This window comes from Cohnella zeiphila, assembly GCF_014212055.1.
GTDB lineage: Bacteria > Bacillota > Bacilli > Paenibacillales > Paenibacillaceae > Cohnella > Cohnella zeiphila.
Map to the genome: position 1 here is coordinate 1 of NZ_JACJVO010000037.1, position 25,097 is coordinate 25,097.

A 25,097-nucleotide genomic window follows, 5' to 3' on the forward strand; every position below is an offset into this window, starting at 1 on the left:
CCTCACGTACGGTTTGATGAGGAGGGGCTGAAATTTTTCAGCCCTTCACTCTAGCAATCCCATGAGAACAGGAAGGACGGAGGAGCATGAAGCGAGCATGGAATTTCAACCCGGGGCCGGCGGCGCTGCCGCTGGAGGTATTGGAGCGGGCGCGGGAGACGCTGGTCGACTATGATGGCAAGGGCATGTCGCTGCTCGAGATGTCGCATCGGAGCGAGGAAGTGGAACGGTTGGTCGGTCAGACGGAAGAGACTCTGCTGCGGCTGATCGGCCTCAACTCCGCGGACTACCGGGTGCTGCTGATGGCAGGGGGAGCCAGCGCTCAGTTCGCGCTCGTGCCGCTCCACTTTCTCGGGCCGGGGAAGGTCGGGCGCTACGTGCTGTCGGGAAGCTTCTCGGAGAAAGCCTACCGGGAGGCGCAGACGGTGGGAGAGGCCGCCGTGGCGGCCACCGGAAAAGCGAGCGGCTGGAGCCGCCTGCCGGACGTAAGCGGGATCGACCTGGAACCGGACACCGCGTACTTGCATATGACGACGAACAATACGATCGAAGGCTCGCAGTTCCGGCAGCTTCCCGACACCGGAGGCGTGCCGCTGATCGGCGACATGACGAGCGACCTGCTCGGCCGCTCGCTGGACTGGAGCCGATTCTCCCTGTTCTACGCCGCCGCCCAGAAAAACCTCGGGCCTGCCGGCGTGACCGCCCTCGTCATTCGCAACGATCTGCTGCAGTCGGGCAACGAGCGTATTCCTGCCATTTTCCGGTATAAGACGTTTGCGGAACATGGATCGCTTTATAATACGCCTCCGGTTCATGCCATCTACGTAATGAAGCTGATGCTCGACTGGACGGAGGCTCAGGGGGGCGTCGCGGAAATGGAGAGACGGGGCGAGGAGAAGGCCGCGATTCTCTACCGGGCGATCGACGACAGCGACGGATTTTACCGGGGAATCGTGGAGCCGCCGTTCCGCTCGACGATGAACGTGACGTGGCGGCTCGCGGACGAGGCGCTGGAACGGAAGTTCGCGGACGAGGCGGAGCGCGGCGGCTTGGCCGGACTGGCGGGTCACCGAAGCGTCGGCGGCTTGCGCGCGTCGATCTACAATGCGGTTCCCGTTGAGGCTTGCCGGGAGCTGGCTGCCTGGATGAACGATTTTCGGCGAAAATTCGGCTGAGAGGAGGGGCGAACCGTGTTGGATATGGCGTTTGTTCGAGAGCATGCGGAGCTGCTGCAGTGGACGGCCGAGCGCAAAGGAATCGCCGTCTCGATCCGCGCGCTGCTGGAACGCGATGAGCTTCGGAGAAGCCTCCTCGGCGAGATCGAGCGGCTGCGGCATGAACGGAACCGGACGTCGGAGCGAATCGGCGCCCTGGTTCGGAACGGCGAACGGCAGGAAGCGGAGCGTCTCAAGCGGCAGGTAGGAGAGACGAACGAAAAGCTGGGCGAGCTGGAGGCGGATCTTGCGGAGACGGAACGAACGTGCCGGGAGCTGATGCTGCTCGTGCCGAGCCCGGTGTCGGGCGACACGCCGAACGGGCGGTCGGACGCGGACAACGTGGAGATCCGGCGGGTCGGGGAACCGCCCGTCTTCGACTTCGCGCCGAAGGATCATGTCGAGCTGGCCGAGCGTCTGGACCTGCTGGACGTTCCGCGCGGGGTCAAGATCGCGGGAACGCGCAGCTATGTGCTGAAGGGATGGGGCTGCCAACTCCATCGCGCGGTCCAGCAGCTTGCGCTGGACGTCGTGACGAGGCGCGGCTTTTTGCCGTTGGAAGTTCCGCTGCTGGCTCGGGGCGAGGCGCTGCTTCATACCGGCTTTTTTCCGACGGGACGGGACCAGACGTTTGCGCTGGCGGATGAAGACCGTTATCTGGTCGGCACTTCCGAAGTCAGCCTGGTGTCGTACTACGCGGGTGAGATCGTGGACTTGGAGGAGCCGATCCGGCTGGGGGCGGCCTCCAATTGCTTCCGCAGCGAGATCGGCTCGGCCGGGCGCGACGTCCGCGGGCTGTACCGGGTGCACCAGTTCGCAAAGGTAGAGCAGGTGGCGCTGTGCGCCGCCGATCCTCTCCTCTCCGAACGGCTGCTGCAAGAGATGCTGCGCAACGCCGAGGACATCCTGGAGATGCTGGAGCTGCCTTACCGCGTCGTGGCCGTGTGCGCCGGCGACCTGTCGCAGAAGACGCACAAGCAATACGACATCGAGACGTGGATGCCGAGCAGGCAATCTTATGGCGAGACGCACTCCGTCTCGAACGTGCTCGATTTTCAGGCGCGCCGGGCAGGAATCCGTTATCGGGACGCGGACGGAAAGCTCCGATTCGCGCATACGCTGAACGGCACGGCGATCGCGACGCCGCGCATTCTGATCCCTCTGCTGGAGAATCACCAGCGCGAGGACGGCTCCGTCCGCGTGCCTCAGGCACTACGCCCGTATCTGGGCGGCGTCGAGGCGCTTCGGCCGCTGACATGAACGGAAGAGCGACGGACAGCGGCGGATGTCCGCAAAACATGGTACACTGTTCCTAACAGATCAGTAAGAGAAAGGACGGAGCTTAGATGGTCTACTCGTTCGTCATCGAGCCGATCGCGTATACCGCATTTGCGGATGAGATGGAACAGATCGACAAGTGCAAGGAATGGGGGCTGCTATCGGAGAAAGCGGCCAAGTCCAAAACGTTCCTGTACAAAGGGTACGGCAGAAACGAGCCCTGCGAGATTGTCGGCTACGTCGATGATATGACCGCCGTGCTCGAATTCGCGGACGGGCGGCGGCATTGCATTCACCCTGCCTACCTGAAGGAGATGCAGGCGGCGAACTTCGGGCGCAGGAGCGCGGCCGCGGCGGATTCCGAAGAAGGGGCGGATGCGTCTTCGGCGGAGGAGGCGGCACAGGCCGAGACGGTCCCGTCGGCAGCGGAGGCCGTCTCCGAGGCTCCCGCAGAGACCGACGCTCTCGTAGAGATCGAGGTTTTCGAGGAAGACGGGGCACTGGTTCAGAAGGAAAGGCCCGCGCAGGCCGAGGCCCAGGTGACGCCTGCGGAGCCGAAGCCCGCCAAAAGATCGAAGTCGTCCAAAGTCCAGCTCCCGGAGGAAAAGGTAAGACTCGTTGCGACCGTCAAGGAGTTTACGACGGTTCCGAACCACTTTTCCGACAACGACGACGAAGTGGTCATCTATGAAGCCGTCTCCATTCTGGACTCGGAGACCGAGCTGGGCGATGCGTGGTCCAGCCACAGCGCCACCGTCAAGAAGTGGGAGCTGAACGTCGGGGATACGATCACGTTCGAGGCCAAGGTCATCGCCAAGAAGCTGACGAAGCACCCGGTGCCTTACAAGATCAACAATCCCGCCAAAATGCAAAAGGAAGGCTCCTAAAGTCGCAGTTCCGGAAAAGAGGCCGCCATCCATGAAACCGTTCGATTGCGATTGGCTGATCGAGGCCGATATCCCCAAGCTTCAGGGCGCCATGGAAGCGGGCGAGATGACGGCCGTCGATCTCGTACGCGGCTATTTGGAGCGGATTGACAAACACGACGGGCTTCTCCGTTCCGTTCTGGAGATCAATCCGGACGCGCTCGAGATTGCCGCGGCGCTGGACCGGGAACGACGGGAGACGGGAAGCCGGGGGAAGCTGCACGGCATTCCCATTCTGCTCAAGGACAACATCGACACGAAAGACCGCATGCATACGAGCGCGGGTTCCCTCGCTTTGGCCGAATCCGTTGCGCCGGAAGATTCCTTCGTCGCTGCGAGGCTGCGCGAGGCAGGGGCCGTATTACTGGGCAAAACGAACATGACCGAGTGGGCCAACTTCATGTCGGGGACGATGTGGGCCGGCTACAGCTCGCGCGGAGGCCAGACGGTGAACCCTTACGGGCCCGGCGAACTGTTCGTCGGCGGGTCCAGCTCCGGCTCGGCCGTCGCGGTTGCCGCCAGCCTGTGCGCCGCGGCCGTCGGCACGGAGACGTCGGGCTCCATCATCAGCCCGGCGTGCCAGAACTTCTCCGTCGGAATCAAGCCGACGGTAGGGCTGGTCAGCCGGTTCGGCATCATCCCGATCACGCATACCCAAGACACGGCCGGCCCGATCTCCCGGACCGTCGCCGACGCCGCCATCTTGCTCGGCGCTCTCGCGGGCGCGGACGATCGAGACCTCGCCGCGAGCTTTGACGCCGACCGCGCTCATCGCGATTATACGCCTTTTTTGGATGCGGACGGCTTGAGAGGGGCGAGGATCGGCATCCCCCGGTTCTATTACCGGGAGCTGGACGAGGAGAGAATGGAGATCGCCGAGGAAGCGATCGCCGTGCTTCGCAAGCGGGGCGCCGTCGTCGTCGACCCGGTCTCGCTGCCTTGCGAATCCGCCGATTGGGATGCGGAAGTTCTTCGCCACGAGTTCAAAAAAGGACTCAACGACTATCTGGCCCGACTGGGCCCCGAATCGCCGGTCCGCTCTTTGCGGGACGTGATCGCCTTCAACGAACGGAACGCGGATCGCGCGTTGAAGTACGGACAAGGTACGCTGCTTTGGGCGGAGGAGACGAGCGGCACGCTGGCCGAAGCGACCTATCGGAACAGCTTGGCGCAAAGCGTGATGGCGGCCCGGGAGCAGGGGATCGATCACGCTTTTCGGGAGCATCGGCTGGATGCGCTGCTTTTTCCGGGCGACGAAGGGGGCTCCGATCTGGCCGCGAGGGCGGGCTACCCGAGCCTGACGGTGCCGGCCGGTTACGCACATAAGGGTGTGACGCCGCCGGACGGCTGTCCGACGAAAGGGCCGCAGGGGATCACCTTTGTCGGAACGGCGTACAGCGAGCCGACGCTGATCAAGCTGGCGTACGACTTCGAGCAGGCGACGCGGCACCGTCGGGCTCCGGCGCTCATGAACACTTGACACGCATCGTAAAATAGCGTACATTACAGCCAATCAAAGCGCGTATCGCGCATCAATGGCCATGACCCGGAAAGCACGTTCCCGATCGGTCGGACAGAGAGGAGACCCGCAGGCTGAAAGGTCTCTCGACGCGAGGGTACGGTTCCCATCCGGCGAGCTGCGGCGGGGAAAACTCCAGTATCCGCTGCCGGGAATCCTTCCCGTTATCCGATGAGGACTGTCGGCGCGCGCCGTACGGTCGAACAAGGGTGGTACCACGAACGCATTCGTCCCTGACGAGTGCGTTTTTTTGCTTATTTTTGAAGTGTTCCGGGGTCAGACGTCCCGGCGGAAGGCTTGCGAGGAGCGAGCATAACCGCTAACGAATCTCAGCAGCGCTATTTCGGCAAAATCGAGGGTGTGTCAAACGTAACGAAACGAGGAGACTTTATTCGGGCAAATGTTGGCCGTTTAACGGATCAAACAGGCCAATAAGCCTCCTAAGATTCGTTAGAATGCAAACCTCCCTCTTTTTCGCCAAATAAGATCGCGTGGTTTCGTTAGCGAGTGAGACCGCCTGCTCGGATGCTTCGCGTCCCGCCGCCGCGCCGTCGCCGGCCCGCTCGCGGGCCGTACGCCGCAGAAACGCTGCGCGCTGCGGGCCGGAAAGCTTTAACGTCATTACCCTTTAACGTCATTACCTTACGAGGAGGCTGTTCATCATGCGTCAAAGCTCGTTGTTTGCCCCGACTTTGCGGGAGGCGCCGTCCGAAGCGGAGGCGGCCAGCCATCGGCTGCTGCTGCGCGCCGGGATGATCCGCCAGACGGCGGCCGGCGTTTATACGTATTTGCCGCTTGCCTGGCGAGTGCTTCGCAAGCTGGAACAGATCGTTCGCGAGGAGATGGATCGAACGGGCGCCCAAGAGCTGCGAATGCCCTCGCTCCAGCCGGCCGAGCTGTGGCAGGAATCCGGCCGGTACGGAGCGTACGGACCGGAGCTGGTTCGGCTTCGCGACCGTCACGACCGGGAGTTCGCGCTCGGCCCGACGCATGAGGAGGTCGTGACCGCCCTCGTCCGCGACGAACTTCATTCCTACCGCCAGCTGCCCATGACGTTGTATCAGATCCAGACGAAGTTTCGCGACGAGCGGCGGCCCCGGTACGGTCTTTTGCGGGGGCGGGAGTTTCTGATGAAGGACGCGTACTCGTTCGATACGGGTTGGGACGGACTCGGCGACACGTATCGGAGGATGCATGAGGCGTACGAGCGCATTTTCAGGCGCTGCGGGGTGGACGTGCGAGCCGTCGAAGCCGACGCCGGCGCGATCGGCGGGGAAGGCGGCACGCACGAATTTATGGCGCTGGCCGACATTGGCGAGGATACGATCGCGACGTGTAGTCATTGCGGATATGCCGCCAACCTGGAAAAGGCGGAAGCGAGAGCCGCGGTGCCGGAAAAAGAGGAACCGGAAGAAGGAGAGTTGGAAGAAAGGAAACCGGAAAAAAAGGAACCGGAAGAAGGGAAAGCAGCCAAGCCGGCCCCTGCCGCGGAAAAAATTCATACGCCCGGAAGCCGGACCGTCGAGCAGCTGGCGGAAGCGGCGGGAGCGAGGGCGCAGGACATCATCAAGACGATCGTGGCGCTTGCGGACGGGAAAGCCGTGGCCATTCTCGTTCGGGGCGACCACGAGGTCAGCGAGATCAAGGTCCGCAGCCGACTGGGCGCGGCCAGCCTGGAGCTGGCCGATCCAGAGACCGTCGCTAGGCTGACGGGCTGCCCCGTCGGCTATCTGGGGCCGGTCGGCATGAAGCTGCCGCTGCTCGTCGATCATGCCGTGGCGGCGATGAACCTGGGCATTGCGGGAGCGGGCGAGCCGGACTGGCATCTTCGCAACGTTCGTCCGGGACGGGACTTTCCGCTCGACGCGGTCGGCGATTTCCGGCAGGCGCAGGCGGGCGACGCTTGCCCCAGGTGTGACGAGGGCAGCTTGCGGTTCTACCGGGGGATCGAGGTCGGCCAAATTTTCAAGCTTGGCACGAAATACAGCGCGAAGCTAAACGCCGTTTTCACGAATCCCGAGGGGCAAGTCGAGCCGGTTCTCATGGGTTGCTATGGAATCGGCGTATCCCGCTTGTTGTCCGCCGTCGCCGAGCAGCATCACGACGAGGCGGGTCTTATCTGGCCCTGGGCCGTCGCTCCATTCCACGTTCACGTGGTCCCTGTCTCGGTGCGGGACGAGGTGCAAATGGCAGCGGCGGAAAGTTTGTACCGGACGCTGACGGACAGCGGCGTCGAAGTGTTGATGGACGATCGGGAGGAGCGTCCGGGCGTCAAATTCAAGGATGCGGATCTGCTGGGCATACCGATTCGGATCGTGATCGGCAAGCAAGCCGGCGAGGGGCTAGTGGAGTACAAGGAGCGGAATCAAGCGGAGAGCGCGGTGGTGACCGCGGAGGAGGCGGCCGATCGAATCCAGGCGAGGAGGAACGTTTCGTAGCGGTCAAGGCCTTTCGGCAAAGCGGTTTGCCGAAAGGCCGTTTTGAGCGCTAGGCAGTAATGATGAGCCATCCACGGTGTAACTTATACAGTTACATGTAATCATTTTCCGGTACCGGCATTCCTCCTCTCTCTCCCTTGACGCCTCCCGCCCGCGAACGCAATAATAAAGTACTTAGCCGGTCAATCCGACGGAATAGGAAGAAGGAGCAGCCGTGGGTTTCCTCCGCAAGTTGTCCATCCGCTCGCAGCTGTTGATGCTTGCGGCGTTCACCGTCATCGTCATTCTTCTGATTATCTTTTACAGCTATTCCGTCATGTCGGGCATGATTACGCGCAATCACGAGCAGTACGTGAAACAGACCGTCTCCGAGATCCGCAAGAACGTCACGTCCAACCGGGACGTGATTCAGCGGTTGATGCAGGATATCGCCTACAATGAGGACGTGCAGAGCTTTCTGAGCGACAGCGGCGGCAACGCCGACTTCGAGATGATCCAGCGGCTCAGCCGCTTGCTTTCGAACGAGAAGGAGCTGAAGGAAGGCATTCTGGACATCGTGCTTTCCGGCAACCAAGGCTCGTGGCTGGACCTCAGCGGGGCCAATTATTACGTAGATCCGCTCAAAGCCGACCTTCCCGCGAAGGCGAACGCTTATTATGTCGGCATGCGGACGTTCGGCACTTTGTTCAGCTCCCAGCCGCAGATGATTTTCGCCACCTCGATCTATTACGTGAAGCAGGGGGACATGTTCAACCGGAACATCGGGACTTTGTTTTTTATTCTCAACCCGAAAGCGCTTGCGGGAGAGCAGGATTACCAGCAGCGCCAGACGAACACGGAGATTTACCTGCTCGACCGGGAAGGCGGCATCATCACGAGCAATACGGAACTGGATCCGGGGAGCAAGCTGCCGGAATTCGCGAAGATCGACCAGAGCGGCAGCAACGAGATGATCGAGTGGAACAAAGAGACGTACGTTATGGACAAAGAGCAAGTTCCGGACATCGACGGAACGATTCTGAGCATGGCGCCCAAGAACGAGCTGCTGCGCGAGCTGGTCGACATCCGCAGGGAAGAGCTGGTCATGCTCGGCATCGGACTGATCGTACTGGCGATTCCGTTCACGTTTATCATCAACAACATTTTGCGTCCGCTGCGGAAAATGGTTTTCTTCATGACGAGCGTCAAGCGAGGAGAGCTGCCGAAATTCAAAAAGCGGCTGTCCTTGCGAGGATATCTGGAGATCAACATCATGGCCGCCGAATTCAACTCGATGCTGGACGAGATCGAGCGGCTGACGCAGAGCCTGCTGGAGACCAACGCCGCCCTTTACGGGACCGAGATCGAGAAGCGCAAGTCGGAGCTCGCTTTTCTCCGCAGCCAGATCAATCCGCACTTCCTGTACAACACGCTGGAGTCGATCACGGGCATGGCCGTCGTCAAAGGGCAGGCCGAGATCAAGACGATGACCCGCTCGCTGTCGACGATCTTCCGCTACAGCATCAAAGGAGCGGACCGGGTGCCGCTCCGCGAGGAGATCCGGATCGTCGAATCGTACGTCTCGATTCAGCGGATCCGGTTCGAAGACCGCTTCGAGGTTCGCTATGAAGTGTCGGAGGAAGCGGCGTCCTTCCCCGTCCCGCGAATGATCCTGCAGCCGCTCGTCGAAAACGCGGTGTATCACGGCTTCGAACCGACGATTCGGCCGGGCGCGCTGACGATCGGAGCGGACGTGGATGAGGCGGGGACGCTGATCGTACGGGTGGAAGACGACGGGGTCGGCATGCCGCCGGACCGGCTCGAAGCGATTCGCGCCAGGCTCGCGGAGCCTCTCGCGGACCTGCTGGATACCGGGGAGAAGAAAAGCATCGGGCTGGTGAACGTGGGCAACCGGATTCGAATGATGTACGGCGACGCCAGCGGGCTGCGGATCGAGAGCGTTCCGGGAGAAGGAACCCGCGTCGTGCTGACGATCTCGGAGAGGAGAGATAAGGAACATGCATAAAGTGCTGCTCGTGGACGACGAGAGCTGGGTGGTGGAGAGCCTGAAGGACCTGGTCGACTGGCGGCTCCACGGCTTCGAGGTCGTCGGGCAAGCCCGCAACGGCGCGGAGGCGCTGGAGGCGATCTCCGAGCTGGAGCCGGACGTCGTCTTCACCGACATCCGCATGCCGGAGATGAACGGCCTGGAGCTGATCCAGCGAGGCCGGTCGGCGTCTCTGCCGGTCCACTTCGTCATCGTGAGCGGCTACGCGGAATTTGCTTACGCCCAGAAAGCGATGAACCAGGGCGCGTTCGCCTACTGCCTGAAGCCGTTCGACGAGATCGAGATTGCGGGCGTGCTGACCCGTCTCGATCGGATGCTGAAGGAGAAAAAGGCGCCTTCGGAACGTTCGCTCGTCTCGCTCGTCGGAGATTCCGGAACGGACGGGGAGAGCGGCCGGCGGCTGCGCGAGGAGCTTCGCAAGCATGGCGTCTTGGAGCGGGAAGCGGACGGCTTCGTCGCCGTCGTCTCCGTCGGAACCGGCGAGCTTCCCCGGCCGGCCGCGCCTTGCCTCGTCTTCAAGACCGGCGCCGCGAAGACGGCCGTCCTGCTTGGAAGCGGCCGCGCCTCCGCCGTCTTGGACGATTGGCAAGGAGCGCTTCCCCCGGGCGTCAAGGGAGTGGGGGTAAGCCGCAGCATCGCCGATGCCGCCTTGATCGGCGATGCGATCGAGGAAGCCGACGCGCTGGCGTATCATTTTTTTATCGCCCGCGAGGCCGGACCGCATCGGAGCCTCCCGTTCCGGGAAGCGGAGCTAAGGCAGGCGCTGGCCGAGATGAGCGAAGCGGTGCGGGAGAAGGGCGATGCGGAGGCGCTGCGCGCGCTGGACCGGATCGAAGCGCTGTTCCGGGAAGGAGCGCTGTCGATCCGCCACGCCTTCCAGGTGTACAACATGACCGTCTCGCTCTTGTACAAGCTGGGCCAGACGGAGACGATCCTGTACGGCTACGACCAGCTCGCGCAGACGTTCGCCGACGTCTTCGAGATGATGGACGAGCTCAAGAAGCTGGCCGCCCGGGATCTGAACCAAGCGGAGCCTGCGGGCGCGGAGCCGCGGAACCGGACGTTCGACTCCATCCTGCAGTACGTCACCGGTCATTACCGCGAGGACTTGTCGCTGCAGAGCTTGTCCGAGCAGTTTTTCATGAATCCGAGCTACATCAGCCAACTGTTCAAAAAAGAAGTCGGCGAGACGTTTACCGCCTACGTGACGAAGCTGCGAATCTCCCGCGCTTGCGAGCTGCTGAAGAAGGGGGACGACACGTTCCAAGAGATCGCCGAGCGGGTCGGGTACCACGACTACTTCTACTTCGCCCGGCAATTCAAGAAAATCACGGGCGCAACGCCGACGCAGTTCCGGGAAGCGCATTCGTAACCGCTTTCCCATGGATTTTATTTAGAATCCCCATGGATTATTTTTAGGAAGCCTTCGCCGAAGGTTTTCTTTTTTTATAGTTCCGAACGAGAGCGACCGGATTTTCCTAAATCCCGTGCATACCGGCCGGAGAGGAGGCGAGAGATAATGATTTATGCAGATGGCAACGCTTACGAGGAGGTACGCAATGGAAAAGAGTTGGGGGAAGGAGCTGTACAAGTACCGTTATTTGTACATTCTGCTCCTGCCTACAGTGCTGTTTTATGTCCTGTTTCAATACTTGCCGATGTACGGCGTTCTTCTGGCTTTCAAGGAGTTTCACATCAAGGAGGGCATTCTTCGCAGCCCGTGGGTCGGCTGGGACAATTTCGCGGTTCTGCTGAAGCAGAGCGAGTTCTGGCAAGCGTTTCGCAACACGGTCGTCATCAGCCTCGGGCGCATCGTGTTCGAATTCCCGGCGGCGATCGTGCTGGCGCTTCTGATCAATGAAGTCGCGGGCCGCAAAGCCAAGCGGTTCTACCAGACCGTGTTTACGTTTCCACACTTTATCTCGTGGGTCATCATCAGCGGCATACTGTTCAACTTTCTCGGCAGCGACGGAGTGCTGAACCAGATCCTGGCGGCGTTCGGAGCGGGCAAGGAAGCGTTCCTCACCAATCCCGGCCTGTTCAAAGCGATCGTGTTCCTCTCGAACATTTGGAAGGAAGTCGGTTGGAGCGCGATTATCTACTTGGCGGCCATCGCCGGCATCAACCCCGAGCTTTACGAAGCCGCTTATATGGACGGGGCCAACCGGTTCCAGCAGCTTCTGGCCGTCACTTGGCCTTCGATCCGCGGAACGGCGGCCATTCTGCTCATCCTGGCGGTCGGCAACGCGATGAACGGCAATTTCGATCAAATTTTCAACTTGTACAACCCGGGAGTATACAGCACGGGCGACATTATCGATACTTACGTCTATCGGTCCGCGTTCGCCGACGGATCGGGGTTCGGCGTATCCACCGCGATCGGCCTGTTCAAAGCCGCGCTCAACTTCGCGCTGCTGTACACCGCGAACTTCGCGGTCAAGAGACTGGGCGGGGAGGGATTGGTTTAACATGGAACCTGCGGTACAAACACAAGCGCAGCCGAAGGTCAAACGCGGCAAAAGAAGCCCGGTCGACATCGTCATTCACCTGGTGCTGGCGCTGCTGACCATCGCTACGATCCTGCCTTTCTACAACGTGCTGCTGATGTCGTTCAGCAACTCGGTGGCGGTATCCAAGCAGCTGATCTATCTCGTTCCGACCGTCGTCGATTTGTCCGCTTATCATTACATTATCCAAGAACCGAGGTTTTTGAAGGCGTTGCTCGTCACCGTGTTCGTTACGGTCGTCGGAACGGCGGTCAATTTGACGGTGACCCTGACGGGCGCCTACGTGCTGTCCAAAACCGGCTATCCCGGCCGCAGAGCCGTCATGGCGCTGATCATCTTCACGATGTTTTTCAACGGCGGTCTTATTCCGTATTATTTAACGATGAAAAATCTTCACCTGATCAACAGCCTGCTCGTCATGGTGCTTCCGGTGGCCGTCAACACGTTCTATCTGATCATCTGCATCGCGTTCTTCCGCACCATCCCGGCGGCGCTCGAAGAATCGGCGAAGATCGACGGAGCCAACGACATCCAGATTCTCGTCCGGGTCGTCCTGCCCGTCGCCAAGCCGATGATCGCGACGATCGCGCTGTTCTACGCGGTCGACCGCTGGAACGAATGGTGGAACGGCGTCCTGTTCATGACGAACGTCAACCTGCTGCCGCTGCAGGCGCTGCTGCGGGAGCTGCTCACCAACTACGCTCAGGTGCTGAGCAGCATCAACGCCAATATCTCGCTTCAGAACACCGATCTTCATCCCGAGATGCTGAAAATGGCCGTCGTCGTCGTCAGCGCGCTCCCGATCGCCTGCCTGTATCCGTTCCTGCAAAAATATTTTACGAAAGGCGTCATGATCGGCTCGATCAAAGGGTAGTAGAAGCGCAAGCTTTTATTATAAAAATCAACTAAGGGGACTAAAAACCATGAGAAAAACAAAGCTGCTCGGCTCGGCAAGTTTGCTCTCGGTACTCATCCTTTCTTCGGTGCTCAGCGGCTGCGGCAGCAATTCCGGCGACGGCTCGGCCTCGTCATCCGCATCGGCTTCGTCTTCGCCGTCCGCGTCGGGTTCCGCGCCTGCGTCGGCCTCGGCGTCCGCGGACAATCCGTATGCGGAGCATCTCGACATCTCCCTCTCCTGGTGGGGAATCGGCGTCGCCTTCGAGAAGCACGACGAGCTCATCCAGAAGCTGGAGAAGGACTTCAATGTCACGCTGAAGCCGGTCGACATCGGCTGGGACAACTACAAAGAGAAAAACCAGGTATGGGCCGCAGCCGGACAGCTGCCGGACATTATCTCGAACAGCCTCGTGAACGACAGTCCGGCTACGTACAACGACTGGGTGAAGCAAGGGCTCATCCACGCGCTGCCCGACGATCTGAGCGCCTACCCCAACGTCGAGAAGCTGGCCAAAGCCGAAGACGTTCAAGGCGTATACCGCGACGGAAAGCTGTATGCGATTCCGCGCATGACGTATCCGAACACCGACATGTGGGCGGTCGACCGCGCGATTTATGTCCGCAAGGACTGGATGGACAAACTCGGCATCAAGGACCCGACCAACTTCCAGGAGTTCGACGCGATGCTGAAGGCGTTCGCCAACCAGGATCCGGACGGCAACGGCAAGAAGGACACGACCGGTATCGTCATGAACACGCTAGGCTATTTTAAATCCGTTTTCATGCCGACGTTCCCGCAGTTCGACAATTCGGGCTGGCTGAAGGAAGACGGCAAGTGGATTCCTTATTACGCTTCCAAGCAGATGGATCAGGTCGTGACGCAAGCCCGGCAGCTGTATCAGGACGGCGCGCTCGATCCGGACTTCGCGGTGGAGAAAGCAGGGGAAGCCAACCAGAAGTTCTATCAGAACCAGGCGGGGGCGCTCGCGTTCAACGTCGGTTCCATCTCCGGGCCGACCGGCATCAAGGCGGAATGGGAGAAGAACAATCCCGGCCAGAACTTCTTCGATCACGTGAAGATTCTTCACCTTTGGCCATCTACGGACGGCACGCTTTATCGCCATACCTCGATCTCCTTCTGGTCGGAGTCGATGATCAACGCCGACGTCGACGACAAGAAGCTGGACCGCATCTTGCGCATCTACGACTGGCTGCTGTCGCCGGAAGGCAAGGAGATGTTCGACTACGGGATCGAAGGCAAGGACTACACGAAGGACGCGTCCGGCAAGATCACGATTACGCGCCCGAAGGACGGCGACAACTATATCGACCTGAAGAAGGAATATCCTTCGATCGAGATCATCTCGCAGCTGGCGGCGTGGCGCGACTCGAGCCATTTCGAAGACACCGACGCGAACCGGGCGGTTCAGGGCGCCGACGTCCTCAAGTTCCAGCTCGACGAGTTGAACTGGCAGCTGGACAACGCCAAGGCGATTCCGACCGCGTTCGATATCTCCACCATGTCGACGCCGGCCAAAGACAAGCTGACGATCAACGCGGACGACGATTTCACCAAGGTCATTCTCAGCAAGCAGGACCCGGTCGCCATGTGGCACGACATCGTGAAGGGCTATTATGACAGCAAAGGGCTGCAGGCTGCCGTGGACGAAGTCACCGCAAACGAGGCTCAGCAAGGGAAGTAAGTTGAAGGAAAATGATTCAGCCATGGGGATCGTTCCGCGCGAGGCGCGGGACTTTTCCTCGTTATAAGGGCAGCGGAAGGATGGAGGGGCGAGACCATGAGCGGGGTAAAAGCGGAGCAAGCCGCAGCGACGATCATTCGGCTGGCGGATTTCGGCGCGGAGCCGAATTCGGGCCGGGATGCGCTGCCGGCCATGAGGCGGGCGCTTGAGGCGGCCTCTCGGCTAGAAGGGCCGGTTCGGCTGGTATGCGAACCGGGACGTTACGATTTTTTCGCGGAGCAGGCGGCGAAAGTGCCTCTTTACATTACGAATACGGCCAGCGAAGAGGAAAATCCGGACGTTACGAAGACGCTCGGGATCTGGCTGCGGGGGCTGTCGGACTTTACGCTGGACGGACAAGGGGCGCTGTGCGTCTTCCACGCCAAGATGACGATGCTGGTTATCGACGAATGCGAAGGAGTCGCGATTCGGAACGTCGGCTTCGACTATGAGCGGCCCACCGTCGTCGAGATGACGGTGGAGCGGATCGGACGCGGTTTGATGGACGTGCGGGTTCATCGGGACAGCCGTTATGAGTTTGCGGACGGCAGGTTTTATTGGGTTGGGCCCGGCTGGCGCTTTCTCGGGGGGCCGATGCAGGAATACGATCCGGCGACGAACCGGACTTGGCGGATCGACAACTGGTTCGAGCGGGCCTCTTCCGCCGAGGAGCTGGAGCCGTCTCTTCTGCGGCTGCGGTTCGACTTCGATCCTGTGCAGACCGCCGGAAGAGTGCTTCAAGCGCGGGACGGCATCCGCGACCAGGTGGGCGTCCTGATCCGGCAGAGCCGGAACACGGCGTTCGCCGATGTCGGGCTTCATTTCATGCACGGGCTCGGCGTCGTCGGCCAATTCAGCGAGAACATGAGCTTCGATGCGGTGACGATCGCTCCGCGCCCCGAGACCGGCCGGACCGTCGCGGGCTTCGCGGACGGCATCCATCTGTCCGGCTGCAGGGGCCGCGTCGATATCCGGGGCTGCCGCTTCGATGGGCTGCACGACGACGGCATCAACGTGCACGGAACGTTCCTGCGAGTGATCGAGCGTCTCGGCCCTCGCCGGCTTCGCGTGCGGTTCATGCACCCGCAAACGTATGGCTTCGACGCGTTCTACCCCGGCGACGACCTCGAATTCGTGCGGAGCCGTTCGCTTGCGGCTTGCGGCACGGGGACGGTCGAGCGCGCCGAGCTCGTCTCGCCGCGAGAGATCGTGCTCACGCTGCGGGAAGATTTGCCGGACGGCGTCGGAGAGGGAGACGCCGTGGAGAATGTGACATGGACGCCGGAAGTGCGCATCGAGGGCAATACGTTCGCGCGCATTCCGACGCGCGGCGTTCTGGCTACGACCCGGCGCCCGACGACGATCGAGAACAACGAGTTCGAGGGAATGATCATGAACGCGGTTCTCGTCACCTGCGAAGCCGAGAACTGGTACGAATCCGGCCGGGTGCGGGAGATGGCGATTCGCGGCAACCGGTTCGCGGAGTGCGGCGGGGCGGATTTTCCCGTTATCGCGATCACGCCCGAGGTTGCGGAGACGGACGAAGAACATCCGGTTCACAGCGGCATCGCGATCGAGAGCAATCGCTTCGAGATGCGCGAAGGGTTGGCGCTCGAAGCGCGGAGCGCCGCGTCGATCCGGTTCCGAAGCAACGAGCTGCGGCTTTATGGCGCCTTCTCGGCTGAGATTCAATCTCCCGCGGACGCCGTCCGCCTGACGGCTTGCCCGGACGCTATTGTGGGGGACAATGTCATCCGAAGCAGCGGTAGATGAAGCGGGCGCCAAAGCAACGGTCAACGGAACGGAACGAAGATTAAGCGTCCGGGCGTGTCGGTTCGGCACGATTTTAGGCGTTTGGACGAAGTTATGCTCAGCGCGAGCCGCTCTGAGCATATCCGCCGCTCCGCAGACATAAAATAATTTATCTTTTTGTCGTTAAGCGCTTTACCTTTTCTCGAAGTGGAGGTATATTGGAGTCATTGGCACAATGAGTGAAGCGCTTAATCTCATGTTGAAGGAGAGTGCGTATGACGACTATACGGTTGACGATGGCGCAAGCGCTGATCCGCTTTTTGGATCGGCAGTATATCTCGGTCGACGGCGTCGAGACGAAGTTCGTAACGGGTGTCATGGGCATCTTCGGGCACGGCAACGTGACGGGGATCGGCGAGGCGCTGGAGAGAAGTCCGGGAGACCTCGTCTATGTGCAGGGCAAAAACGAGCAGGGGATGGCCCACGCTGCAACCGCTTACGCCAAGCAGGCGAACCGGAGGCGGATTTACGCCTGCACGTCCTCCATCGGACCGGGCGCGCTCAATATGGTGACGGCGGCGGGCACGGCGACGGTCAACCGCATCCCGCTGCTGCTGCTTCCGGGCGACAACTTCGCCTCGCGTCAGCCCGATCCGGTGCTGCAGCAGATGGAAGTCGGCAGCGACTACACGGTGTCGGCGACCGATTGCTTCAAGCCGGTCAGCCGCTACTGGGACCGGATCGTTCGGCCGGAACAGCTGATGAGCGCGGCGCTGAACGCGATGCGGGTGCTGACGGACCCGGCGGAGACGGGCGCGGTGACGCTGGCGCTGCCGCAGGACGTGCAGACGGAGGCGTACGACTATCCGGCGTCGTTCTTCGAGAAGCGCGTCCATTACGTGGAGCGCCGCGTTCCGACCGCGGCCGCCCTGGTACGGGCCGTCCAACTGATCCGCTCGAAGAAGCGGCCGCTGCTGATCGCCGGCGGCGGGGTCCGGTACTCGGAGGCGACGGCGGAGCTTAAAGCGTTCGCCGAAGCGTTCGGCATTCCCGTCGGCGAGACGCAGGCGGGCAAAGGCTCGCTGCCGTGGCGGCATCCGCTCGCGGTCGGCGGCATCGGGGTGACCGGCGGATTGGCCGCCAACAAGCTGGCGAAGGACGCCGATCTGATCATCGGCGTCGGAACGCGCTACTCCGACTTCACCACTGCTTCGAAGTCGGCTTTCTCGAATCCGGAAGCGGAGTTTCTAAACCTTAACGTGAACGCCATGGACGCCGCCAAGCTGGAGGGCGCGGCGCTCGCGGCCGACGCCAAGACGGCGCTCATTGCTCTGAAAGAAGCGCTGCAGACGGAAGGCTACTCGGCCGGCTATGCAGACGGAGAAGTGGCGGCTGTCCGCGGCGAGTGGGAAGCCGAGATCGACCGGCTGTACGCGCTGGAACGGGAAGATGGCTTGGCGCAAACCCGTGCTCTCGGCGTCATCAACGAGACGATCGACCCGCGCTCCGTCATCGTGTGCGCGGCGGGAAGCTTGCCGGGCGACCTGCAGCGGCTGTGGCGCGCGGAAGAGCCGGCCAACTACCATCTAGAGTACGGTTTTTCCTGCATGGGCTACGAGGTGAGCGGGGCGTTCGGCGCCGCGCTGGCGGAGCCGGACCGCGACGTGTACGCCGTCGTCGGCGACGGCAGCTACCTGATGCTCCATTCCGAGCTGGTCACCAGCCTGCAGGAGGGCCGCAAGATCACGGTGCTGCTGTTCGACAACCACGGCTTCCAATGCATCCACAACCTGCAGCGGGGCCACGGCAGCGACGGGTTCGGCAACGAATTCCGCTACCGGGAAGCCGCAACGAACCGATATACCGGCAGCTACCTTCCGGTCGACTTCGCCGGTCACGCCCGCAGCCTGGGGGCGGCGACCTACACGGCCCGGACGACCGATGAGCTGCGCGCGGCGCTGGTTGCCGCTCGCCAGGAGACGCGCACGACGCTGATCGAGATCCCGGTGCTGCCCGGCACGAACACCGACGGTTACGAGTCGTGGTGGAACGTCGGCGTTCCGGAAGTGTCGGAGAGCGACAAAGTCGTCGCCGCGCATGCCGAGATGAAACGTCAGATCGGGCTGGCGAAGCCTTACTGACGGCAGGCGAAACGGGATCTTTCCGGTGGATGGGCGACCAAGGCCTGCAAATATACAGGAATTTGTTCTCGACTCAAACGACGAACCCTTAAACCTGCAAAAATGCAGTTATTTTAGAGGCAATAGCGGACCTGGGCGGGTAAACGGGGAGAAATCCTGCACTTTTGCAGGTATTTAGCAAATAAGCGGTAATATCGCTTGAAATTCCTGCACTTTTGCAGTTTTCGCTTAGCCGGCGAAGCCGGGAATGGCGACCCGGCCAGATGGTTTTCCGCCCGCCCCATTCACTTAGCATACTCCCGAATAAAAGGAGGCCACCAACATGGCGGACGCATCGGCGCTTCCGTATCCGTTCCGGCTCGGCGCCCATCCGATCAACTGGGTCGGCGAGGACGTCAAGGAGCACGGGGACGACACGACTTACGAACAGATTCTCGACGACATGCAATCGCTCGGCCTCGCCGGCACCGAGATGGGGCGCAAATACCCGACCGACATCGGGCTGCTCAAAGAGGTGCTGGCCAAGCGCGGCATTCAGCTCGTCTCGCAGTGGAAATCGGTGCTGTTCTCCGATCCCGCTTACCGCGAGCAGGAGCTGGAGGCTTACCGGCGTCACGTGCTTTTTCTGAAAGAGATGGGCAGCAAGGTGATCAGCACGTGCGAGGTCGGCGGCTCGCTGCACTTCGATCCGCGCCGAACGCCGCACGAGAAAGAGGTGCTGCGGCTGGACGAAGCCGGCTGGCGCAGCCTGGCCGAAGGCTTGAACGCGGCCGGACGGATCGCGCGGGAGCACGGCCTTAAGCTGACGTACCACCACCACGGCGGCACGGCCGTCGAGCGGCCGGAAGAGATCGACCGGCTGATGGAGCTGACCGATCCGGAAGCGGTATTCCTGCTGTTCGATTCCGGCCATGCCCTGTACGGCGGCGCGGATCCGCTGGCGCTGCTGCGCAAGCATTTCGATCGCGTCGCCTACGTCCATCTGAAGGACGTCCGGCCGGAATCGCTGCGGAAAGCCCGCGAGACGGGGGCGGACTTCATCTCCTGCATCCGCGACGGCGTGTTCACGGTCCCGGGCGACGGCTGCATCGACTTTGCGCCGATCGTCGGCGAGCTCGTCCGGCGCGGATACGACGGCTGGGCGATGCTGGAGGGAGAGCAGGATCCGGCGCTGCATCCGGCGCGCGAATATGCGGAGCGGGCGATCGAGTATTTGGCGAAGCTGGCTCCTGCAATTAAGGAGGGAGAAGCGTGAGCGTCATTTTCCCGGAAGGCCGCGAATTTGAATTCGTCGCCATCGGCCGGCTTTGCATCGATCTGAACGCGAACGAGATCAACCGGCCGATGGAGCAAACGATGACTTTTACGAAGTATGTCGGAGGCTCCCCGGCCAACATTACGATCGGCATGAGCCGGCTCGGCCGCAAGACGGCGTTCATCGGCAAAATCGCGGACGATCAGATGGGCCGCTTCATTCACGGCTATCTGACGCGCGAAGGCATCGATACCCGGAACGTCGTGACCGACAAGACGGGCGCGGTGACCGGCCTCGCCTTCACGGAGATCAAGAGTCCGACCGACTGCAGCATTCTGATGTACCGCGACAACGCCGCCGACCTCAAGCTCTCGCCGACCGAAGTGAGCGAGGAGCTAATCGCTTCCAGCCGGATGCTGCTCGTCTCGGGCACGGCGCTGGCGGCCAGCCCGTCCCGCGAAGCGGCGCTGCTGGCGCTGGATTACGCGCGCAAGCACGGAACCGTCGTCGTGCTCGATATCGATTACCGGCCTTATACGTGGAAATCCCCGGAGGAGACGGCGGCCTACTGCAATCTGGCGGCGGAGAAAAGCGACATTATCGTCGGTACGCGGGAAGAGTTCGATCAGATGGAGCGGTTCGAGCGCAACCCGGACCGGAGCGACCGGTATACCGCCGAGAAGTGGTTCGGCTGCAAGGCCGGCATCGTCATTATCAAGCATGGCAAGGAAGGCTCGATCGCCTATACGAAGGACGGCGGGGAGCACCGCGCTCGCTCGTTCCCGGCGAAGGTCGTGAAGACGTTCGGGGCGGGAGATTCGTACGCCGCAGGCTTCCTGCACGGGCTGCTTTCCGGCTGGACCATCGAGCGGAGCATGGAGTTCGGCAGCGCTGCGGCGTGCATCGTCATCTCCAGCCACAGCTGCTCGGACGCGATGCCGACGGAGACCCAGGTGAAGGACTACATCGAACGCTGCGAACGCGGCGAGATTACGGCCGGCTGAAGCGGCCTGAAGGAGCGGGATAACCAAATGGCGGATACGTTGAAAAATTGGATCGGAGGCCGGTGGGTCGAAGCCATCGGCACGCAAACGGAGGACGTATACAATCCGGCGACGGGAGAGGTCATCGCGAAGGTGCCGCTGTCGACGCAGGAGGATGTGGACCGCGCGGCAAGCGCGGCCCGCGAGGCGTTCGCTTCGTGGAGCCGCACCCCGGTGCCTCGTCGGGCGCGCGTCATGTTCAAATATCAGCAGCTGCTTGTCGACCATTGGGAGGAGCTGGCGCGGCTGATCACGGTCGAGAACGGCAAGAGCCTTGGCGAAGCCCGCGGCGAAGTGCTGCGCGGCATCGAATGCGTCGAATTCGCCGCCGGCGCTCCGTCGCTGATGATGGGCAAGCAGCTCCCCGACATCGCGACGAGCCTCGAATCCGGCATGTACCGGTATCCGGTCGGCGTTGTGGGCGGGATTACTCCGTTCAATTTTCCGATGATGGTGCCCTGCTGGATGTTCCCGCTCGCCATCGCTTGCGGCAACACGTTCGTGCTGAAGCCGTCGGAGCGGACCCCTCTGCTCGCCAATCGGCTTGCCGAGCTTCTTCATGAAGCAGGCCTGCCGGACGGCGTGTTCAACATCGTGCACGGAGCGCGCGACGTCGTGAACGGCATTCTCGGGCATCCGGGCATTCAGGCGGTGTCCTTCGTCGGCTCGCAGCCGGTCGCCGAGTACGTCTACCGGACCGGTACCGCCCACGGCAAGCGGGTGCAGGCGCTCGCCGGCGCCAAGAACCATACGATCGTCATGCCCGACGCCGATCTCGACCTGGCTGTCAAGGAGATCGTCAGCGCCGCTTTCGGCTCGGCCGGCGAGCGCTGCATGGCATGCGCCGTCGTCGTCGCCGTCGGAGGGATCGGGGATGAACTGGTGCGCCGCCTGACCGAAGCCGCGGATCGGATCTCGATCGGCAACGGCCTGGAGGACGGCGTGTTCCTCGGCCCGGTCATCCGCGCGCCGCACAAGGATCGGACGCTCGGCTACATCGAAGCCGGCGAGGCCGAAGGCGCAACGCTCGTCCGCGACGGCCGCAAGGACGGGGCAATCTCCGAGCCCGGCTACTTCGTGGGACCGACGATCTTCGATCAGGTCACCGGCGAGATGAAAATTTGGCGGGACGAAATTTTCGCGCCCGTCCTGTCCGTCGCCCGCGCCGATACGCTGGATGAGGCGATCGCGCTGGCGAACCGTTCCGAATTCGCGAACGGGGCTTGTCTTTTCACGACGAACGGCAGCAGCGTGCGCCAGTTCCGCGAGGGCATAGACGCGGGCATGCTCGGCATCAACCTGGGCGTCCCGGCTCCGATGGCGTTCTTCCCTTTCTCCGGCTGGAAAAAGTCGTTTTACGGCGATCTCCATGCGAACGGACCGGACGGCATTGAGTTCTACACCCGCAAAAAAATGGTAACCGCGCGTTGGTAAAGCCGGTTCGCAAGGAAGGGGAGGCTTGAGGCGATGGCACTTGTGTCGATGACGGCCATGCTGCGTACGGCGGTTGACGGCGGCTACGCCGTCGGGCAATTCAATCTGAACAACCTGGAATTTACGCAGGCGATTCTTCGGGCGGCCCAGGCGGAGCGATCCCCGGTCATCCTGGGCGTCAGCGAAGCCTATATACCTTATATGGGCGGCCTGCCCTGCATCGCCGGCATGGTCAACGCCTTGCTGGAACAAGAAGCGGTCACTGTTCCGGTCGCCCTGCACCTGGATCACGGCACTTCCTATGAAGTGTGCATCCGGGCGCTGAAGGCCGGCTTCACCTCGGTCATGATCGACGCGTCCCATCATCCGCTGGAGGAGAACATCGCCGTGACGTCCCGCGTGACGGAGGCGGCGCACGTTCTCGGCGCTTCCGTGGAGTCGGAGCTCGGGCGGATCGTCGGCCGCGAGGACGATCTGAACGTGGACGAAGCCGAGGCGGCGTACGCCGTTCCGGAGGAATGCGTCCGGCTGGCGCGGGAGACCGGCATCGATTGCCTCGCACCCGCGTTAGGGTCGGTGCACGGGCCGTATCGCGGTCAGCCGAAGCTCGGCTTCGAGCGGATGCGGCTGATCCGCGAACGGACGGGGCTGCCGCTCGTCTTGCACGGAGGCAGCGGCTTGCCGGACGAAGAGATCGTTCGGGCGATCGAAGCGGGCACCGCCAAGATCAACGTGAATACGGACAATCAGGCCGCCTTCACCGCCGCGATCCGCGCTTACCTGGGCGAGCACCCGGAGACGTACGATCCCCGGCACTATCTGATTCCGGCGCGCGAGGCGGTGGAAGCCGCCGTCCGCGCCAAAATGCGGCTGTTCGGCAGCTCGGGAAAAGCGGAGGAGAAACGGACATGACGGATACGAGATTGATCCGCATCGGCATTATCGGAGCCGGGCGCATCGGGAAAATTCACGCCGACAACTTGCGCGGCGTTCCGGGAGCGGTCGTAGCGGGCGTCAGCGATCTGTTCGCCGGGGAAGAGCTGCGGGAATGGGCCGCGCTCCGCGGCATCGGCAAAGTGACGAAGGACAGCGAGGAGCTGCTCGCCGATCCCGATATCGACGCCGTGTTTATCTGTTCGTCCACGGACACTCACGTTCCGCTCATTAAGCGGGCGGCCGCGGCGGGCAAGCATATTTTCTGCGAGAAGCCGGTCAGCATGGACCTCTCGCAGACGGAGGAAGCGCTCGAAGCGGTTCGCGTCGCCGGCGTGCAGCTGCAGGTCGGCTTCAACCGCCGCTTCGATCATAATTTCAAGCGAGTTCGCGAGCATGTGCTCGCCGGCGCGATCGGCGACCCCCACGTGGTCAAGATTACGTCGCGCGATCCCAGCCCTCCTCCGGAGGCTTATATCAAGGTGTCGGGCGGTATTTTCATGGACATGATGATCCACGACTTCGACATGGCCCGCTACCTGTCCGGCAGCGAGGTCGAGGAAGTGTACGCCCAGGGCGGCGTGCTGATCGACCCGGTCTTCGCGGTTCACGGCGACGTGGACACGGCGATCGTAACGCTGAAGTTTGCGAATGGCGCGCTCGGCGTCATCGACTGCAGCCGGAAGGCGGTATACGGCTACGACCAGCGGGCGGAAGTATTCGGCTCCGGCGGCTCGGTCGCGGCGTCCAACGATTATCCGAGCACGGCCGTCGTCAGCAACGGGAGCGGCGTCGTGAGCGAGAAGCCGCTGTATTTTTTCCTGGAGCGATACCAGGGGGCTTACGTCGACGAGGCCGTTCAATTCGTCGAATGCCTGCGGGAAGGCCGGCCGGTGCCGGTGGACGGCGGCGACGCATGGCAGGCGGAGCGGATCGCGCTGGCCGCCAAGCTGTCGCTGGAGAGCGGCCGGCCCGTGAAGCTGTCCGAGATCGAGAAGCTGAAGGAGGGACTGGGTCATGGCGTCTGAACTGATCGTGCCGCAGACCGCGCCGGACGCGGACGGGCGCGTGCTTGCGGTTACGCCGGAGTCGGCGGGGTGGACGTATGTCGGTTTTGAGGTGTATCGGTTGCGACCCGGGCAGCGTCTGCTGCGGGAGACGGGCGAGCGCGAAGCGGCTCTCGTGCTGCTGAGCGGCAAAGCGAATGCGAGCACGGCCGACGGGCAGTGGGAAGGGATCGGCCGGCGGATGAACGTGTTCGAGCGGATTCCGCCTTACACCGTTTACGTTCCGAGCGGCAACCGTTTCGACGTGGAGGCGGTGACCGAGCTGGAGCTGGCGGTCTGCTGGGCGCCGGGTGCCGGAACGTATCCCTCGCGGCTGATCGGGCCGGAGGACGTCGGCTTCGAGGAGCGCGGGGAAGGGCACACGCTGCGTTACATTCACAATATTTTGCCGGAGCAGAAGCCGGCGGACAGCCTGCTCGTCGTCGAGGTGTTCACTCCGGGCGGACACTGGTCCAGCTATCCTCCGCACAAGCACGATCGGGACGCGCTGCCCGAGGAGTCGCTGCTGGAGGAGACCTATTACTACCGGGTTCAGCCGGGCCAAGGCTTTGCGGTGCAGCGGGTCTATACCGACGACCGCTCGCTCGACGAGACGCTGGCGCCGCGCGACGGCGAAGCCGTGCTCGTTCCGTGCGGCTACCATCCGGTATCCGCGCCGCCCGGCTACGACGTCTACTACTTGAACGTCATGGCCGGCCCGATCCGGCAGTGGAAGTTCCATAACGACCCGGATCACGAGTGGATCGTGAAGCCCAAGGGAGTTTAAAGCTCGTAGCTTAACGGCGCGTGTTATTGCCTTTTGACACTAACTCGGCTTGCGAATACGCTAATTGGCGCATGTTATTGCTTTCTGACGTTAACTCGGTTGGCGATGCCTAGAATCGCTTTGGAGATAGTGCCCGCT

At 62.1% G+C, this 25,097-nt stretch carries 18 protein-coding genes; all 18 read left to right on the forward strand.

Annotated elements, in window-relative coordinates:
- Window positions 1-86: 86 nt before the first annotated feature.
- Window positions 87-1,175, forward strand: a complete 1,089-nt coding sequence (gene serC / locus H7C18_RS28190) for a 3-phosphoserine/phosphohydroxythreonine transaminase (RefSeq protein ID WP_185132476.1) — start codon at window positions 87-89, stop codon at window positions 1,173-1,175.
- Window positions 1,176-1,190: 15 nt separating this feature from the next.
- Entirely contained in the window at window positions 1,191-2,474 is a 1,284-nt protein-coding gene (serS, locus tag H7C18_RS28195) for a serine--tRNA ligase (RefSeq protein ID WP_185132477.1), read from the forward strand.
- 86 nt (window positions 2,475-2,560) lie between these two features.
- Window positions 2,561-3,379, forward strand: coding sequence for a hypothetical protein (locus H7C18_RS28200; RefSeq protein ID WP_185132478.1), 819 nt, complete (start codon window positions 2,561-2,563; stop codon window positions 3,377-3,379).
- Window positions 3,380-3,410: 31 nt separating this feature from the next.
- The gene (locus H7C18_RS28205; protein WP_185132479.1) at window positions 3,411-4,898 is read left to right on the forward strand and encodes an amidase family protein; all 1,488 of its coding nucleotides are present in this window, start codon (window positions 3,411-3,413) and stop codon (window positions 4,896-4,898) included.
- 701 nt (window positions 4,899-5,599) lie between these two features.
- Window positions 5,600-7,375 carry a proline--tRNA ligase gene (locus tag H7C18_RS28210; RefSeq protein ID WP_185132480.1) on the forward strand — a complete coding sequence of 592 codons (1,776 nt, stop codon included), beginning with the start codon at window positions 5,600-5,602 and terminating at the stop codon, window positions 7,373-7,375.
- A gap of 214 nt (window positions 7,376-7,589) precedes the next feature.
- On the forward strand, window positions 7,590-9,380 hold the full coding sequence (locus H7C18_RS35870; protein ID WP_185132481.1) for a histidine kinase: 1,791 nt from the start codon (window positions 7,590-7,592) through the stop codon (window positions 9,378-9,380).
- Complete coding sequence (locus tag H7C18_RS28220; protein WP_185132482.1) at window positions 9,373-10,794, forward strand: response regulator transcription factor; 1,422 nt, start codon at window positions 9,373-9,375, stop codon at window positions 10,792-10,794. The genes H7C18_RS35870 and H7C18_RS28220 overlap by 8 nt, the downstream gene beginning before the upstream one ends.
- A 187-nt stretch (window positions 10,795-10,981) precedes the next feature.
- The gene (locus tag H7C18_RS28225; protein ID WP_185132483.1) at window positions 10,982-11,890 is read left to right on the forward strand and encodes an ABC transporter permease; all 909 of its coding nucleotides are present in this window, start codon (window positions 10,982-10,984) and stop codon (window positions 11,888-11,890) included.
- A gap of 1 nt (window position 11,891) precedes the next feature.
- Entirely contained in the window at window positions 11,892-12,803 is a 912-nt protein-coding gene (locus H7C18_RS28230; protein WP_185132484.1) for a carbohydrate ABC transporter permease, read from the forward strand.
- 49 nt (window positions 12,804-12,852) lie between these two features.
- Window positions 12,853-14,529 (forward strand): extracellular solute-binding protein, encoded by a 1,677-nt coding sequence (locus H7C18_RS28235; protein ID WP_185132485.1) that lies wholly within the window; start codon window positions 12,853-12,855, stop codon window positions 14,527-14,529.
- A 96-nt stretch (window positions 14,530-14,625) separates the two neighbouring features.
- Entirely contained in the window at window positions 14,626-16,341 is a 1,716-nt protein-coding gene (locus H7C18_RS28240; RefSeq protein WP_185132486.1) for a right-handed parallel beta-helix repeat-containing protein, read from the forward strand.
- Window positions 16,342-16,595: 254 nt separating this feature from the next.
- The gene (iolD, locus tag H7C18_RS28245) at window positions 16,596-18,461 is read left to right on the forward strand and encodes a 3D-(3,5/4)-trihydroxycyclohexane-1,2-dione acylhydrolase (decyclizing) (protein WP_185132487.1); all 1,866 of its coding nucleotides are present in this window, start codon (window positions 16,596-16,598) and stop codon (window positions 18,459-18,461) included.
- A gap of 322 nt (window positions 18,462-18,783) precedes the next feature.
- Window positions 18,784-19,716: a myo-inosose-2 dehydratase gene (iolE, locus tag H7C18_RS28250; protein WP_185132488.1), complete on the forward strand. Its 933-nt coding sequence runs from the start codon at window positions 18,784-18,786 to the stop codon at window positions 19,714-19,716.
- On the forward strand, window positions 19,713-20,720 hold the full coding sequence (gene iolC, locus H7C18_RS28255) for a 5-dehydro-2-deoxygluconokinase (protein WP_185132489.1): 1,008 nt from the start codon (window positions 19,713-19,715) through the stop codon (window positions 20,718-20,720). Before iolE ends, iolC begins: the two co-directional genes overlap by 4 nt.
- A 27-nt stretch (window positions 20,721-20,747) precedes the next feature.
- Window positions 20,748-22,193, forward strand: coding sequence for a CoA-acylating methylmalonate-semialdehyde dehydrogenase (locus H7C18_RS28260; RefSeq protein WP_185132490.1), 1,446 nt, complete (start codon window positions 20,748-20,750; stop codon window positions 22,191-22,193).
- Window positions 22,194-22,226: 33 nt separating this feature from the next.
- Entirely contained in the window at window positions 22,227-23,105 is an 879-nt protein-coding gene (gene fba, locus H7C18_RS28265) for a class II fructose-1,6-bisphosphate aldolase (RefSeq protein WP_185132491.1), read from the forward strand.
- Window positions 23,102-24,154: an inositol 2-dehydrogenase gene (iolG, locus tag H7C18_RS28270; RefSeq protein WP_185132492.1), complete on the forward strand. Its 1,053-nt coding sequence runs from the start codon at window positions 23,102-23,104 to the stop codon at window positions 24,152-24,154. Before fba ends, iolG begins: the two co-directional genes overlap by 4 nt.
- Entirely contained in the window at window positions 24,144-24,959 is an 816-nt protein-coding gene (gene iolB / locus H7C18_RS28275; RefSeq protein ID WP_185132493.1) for a 5-deoxy-glucuronate isomerase, read from the forward strand. Before iolG ends, iolB begins: the two co-directional genes overlap by 11 nt.
- Window positions 24,960-25,097 lie beyond the last annotated feature (138 nt).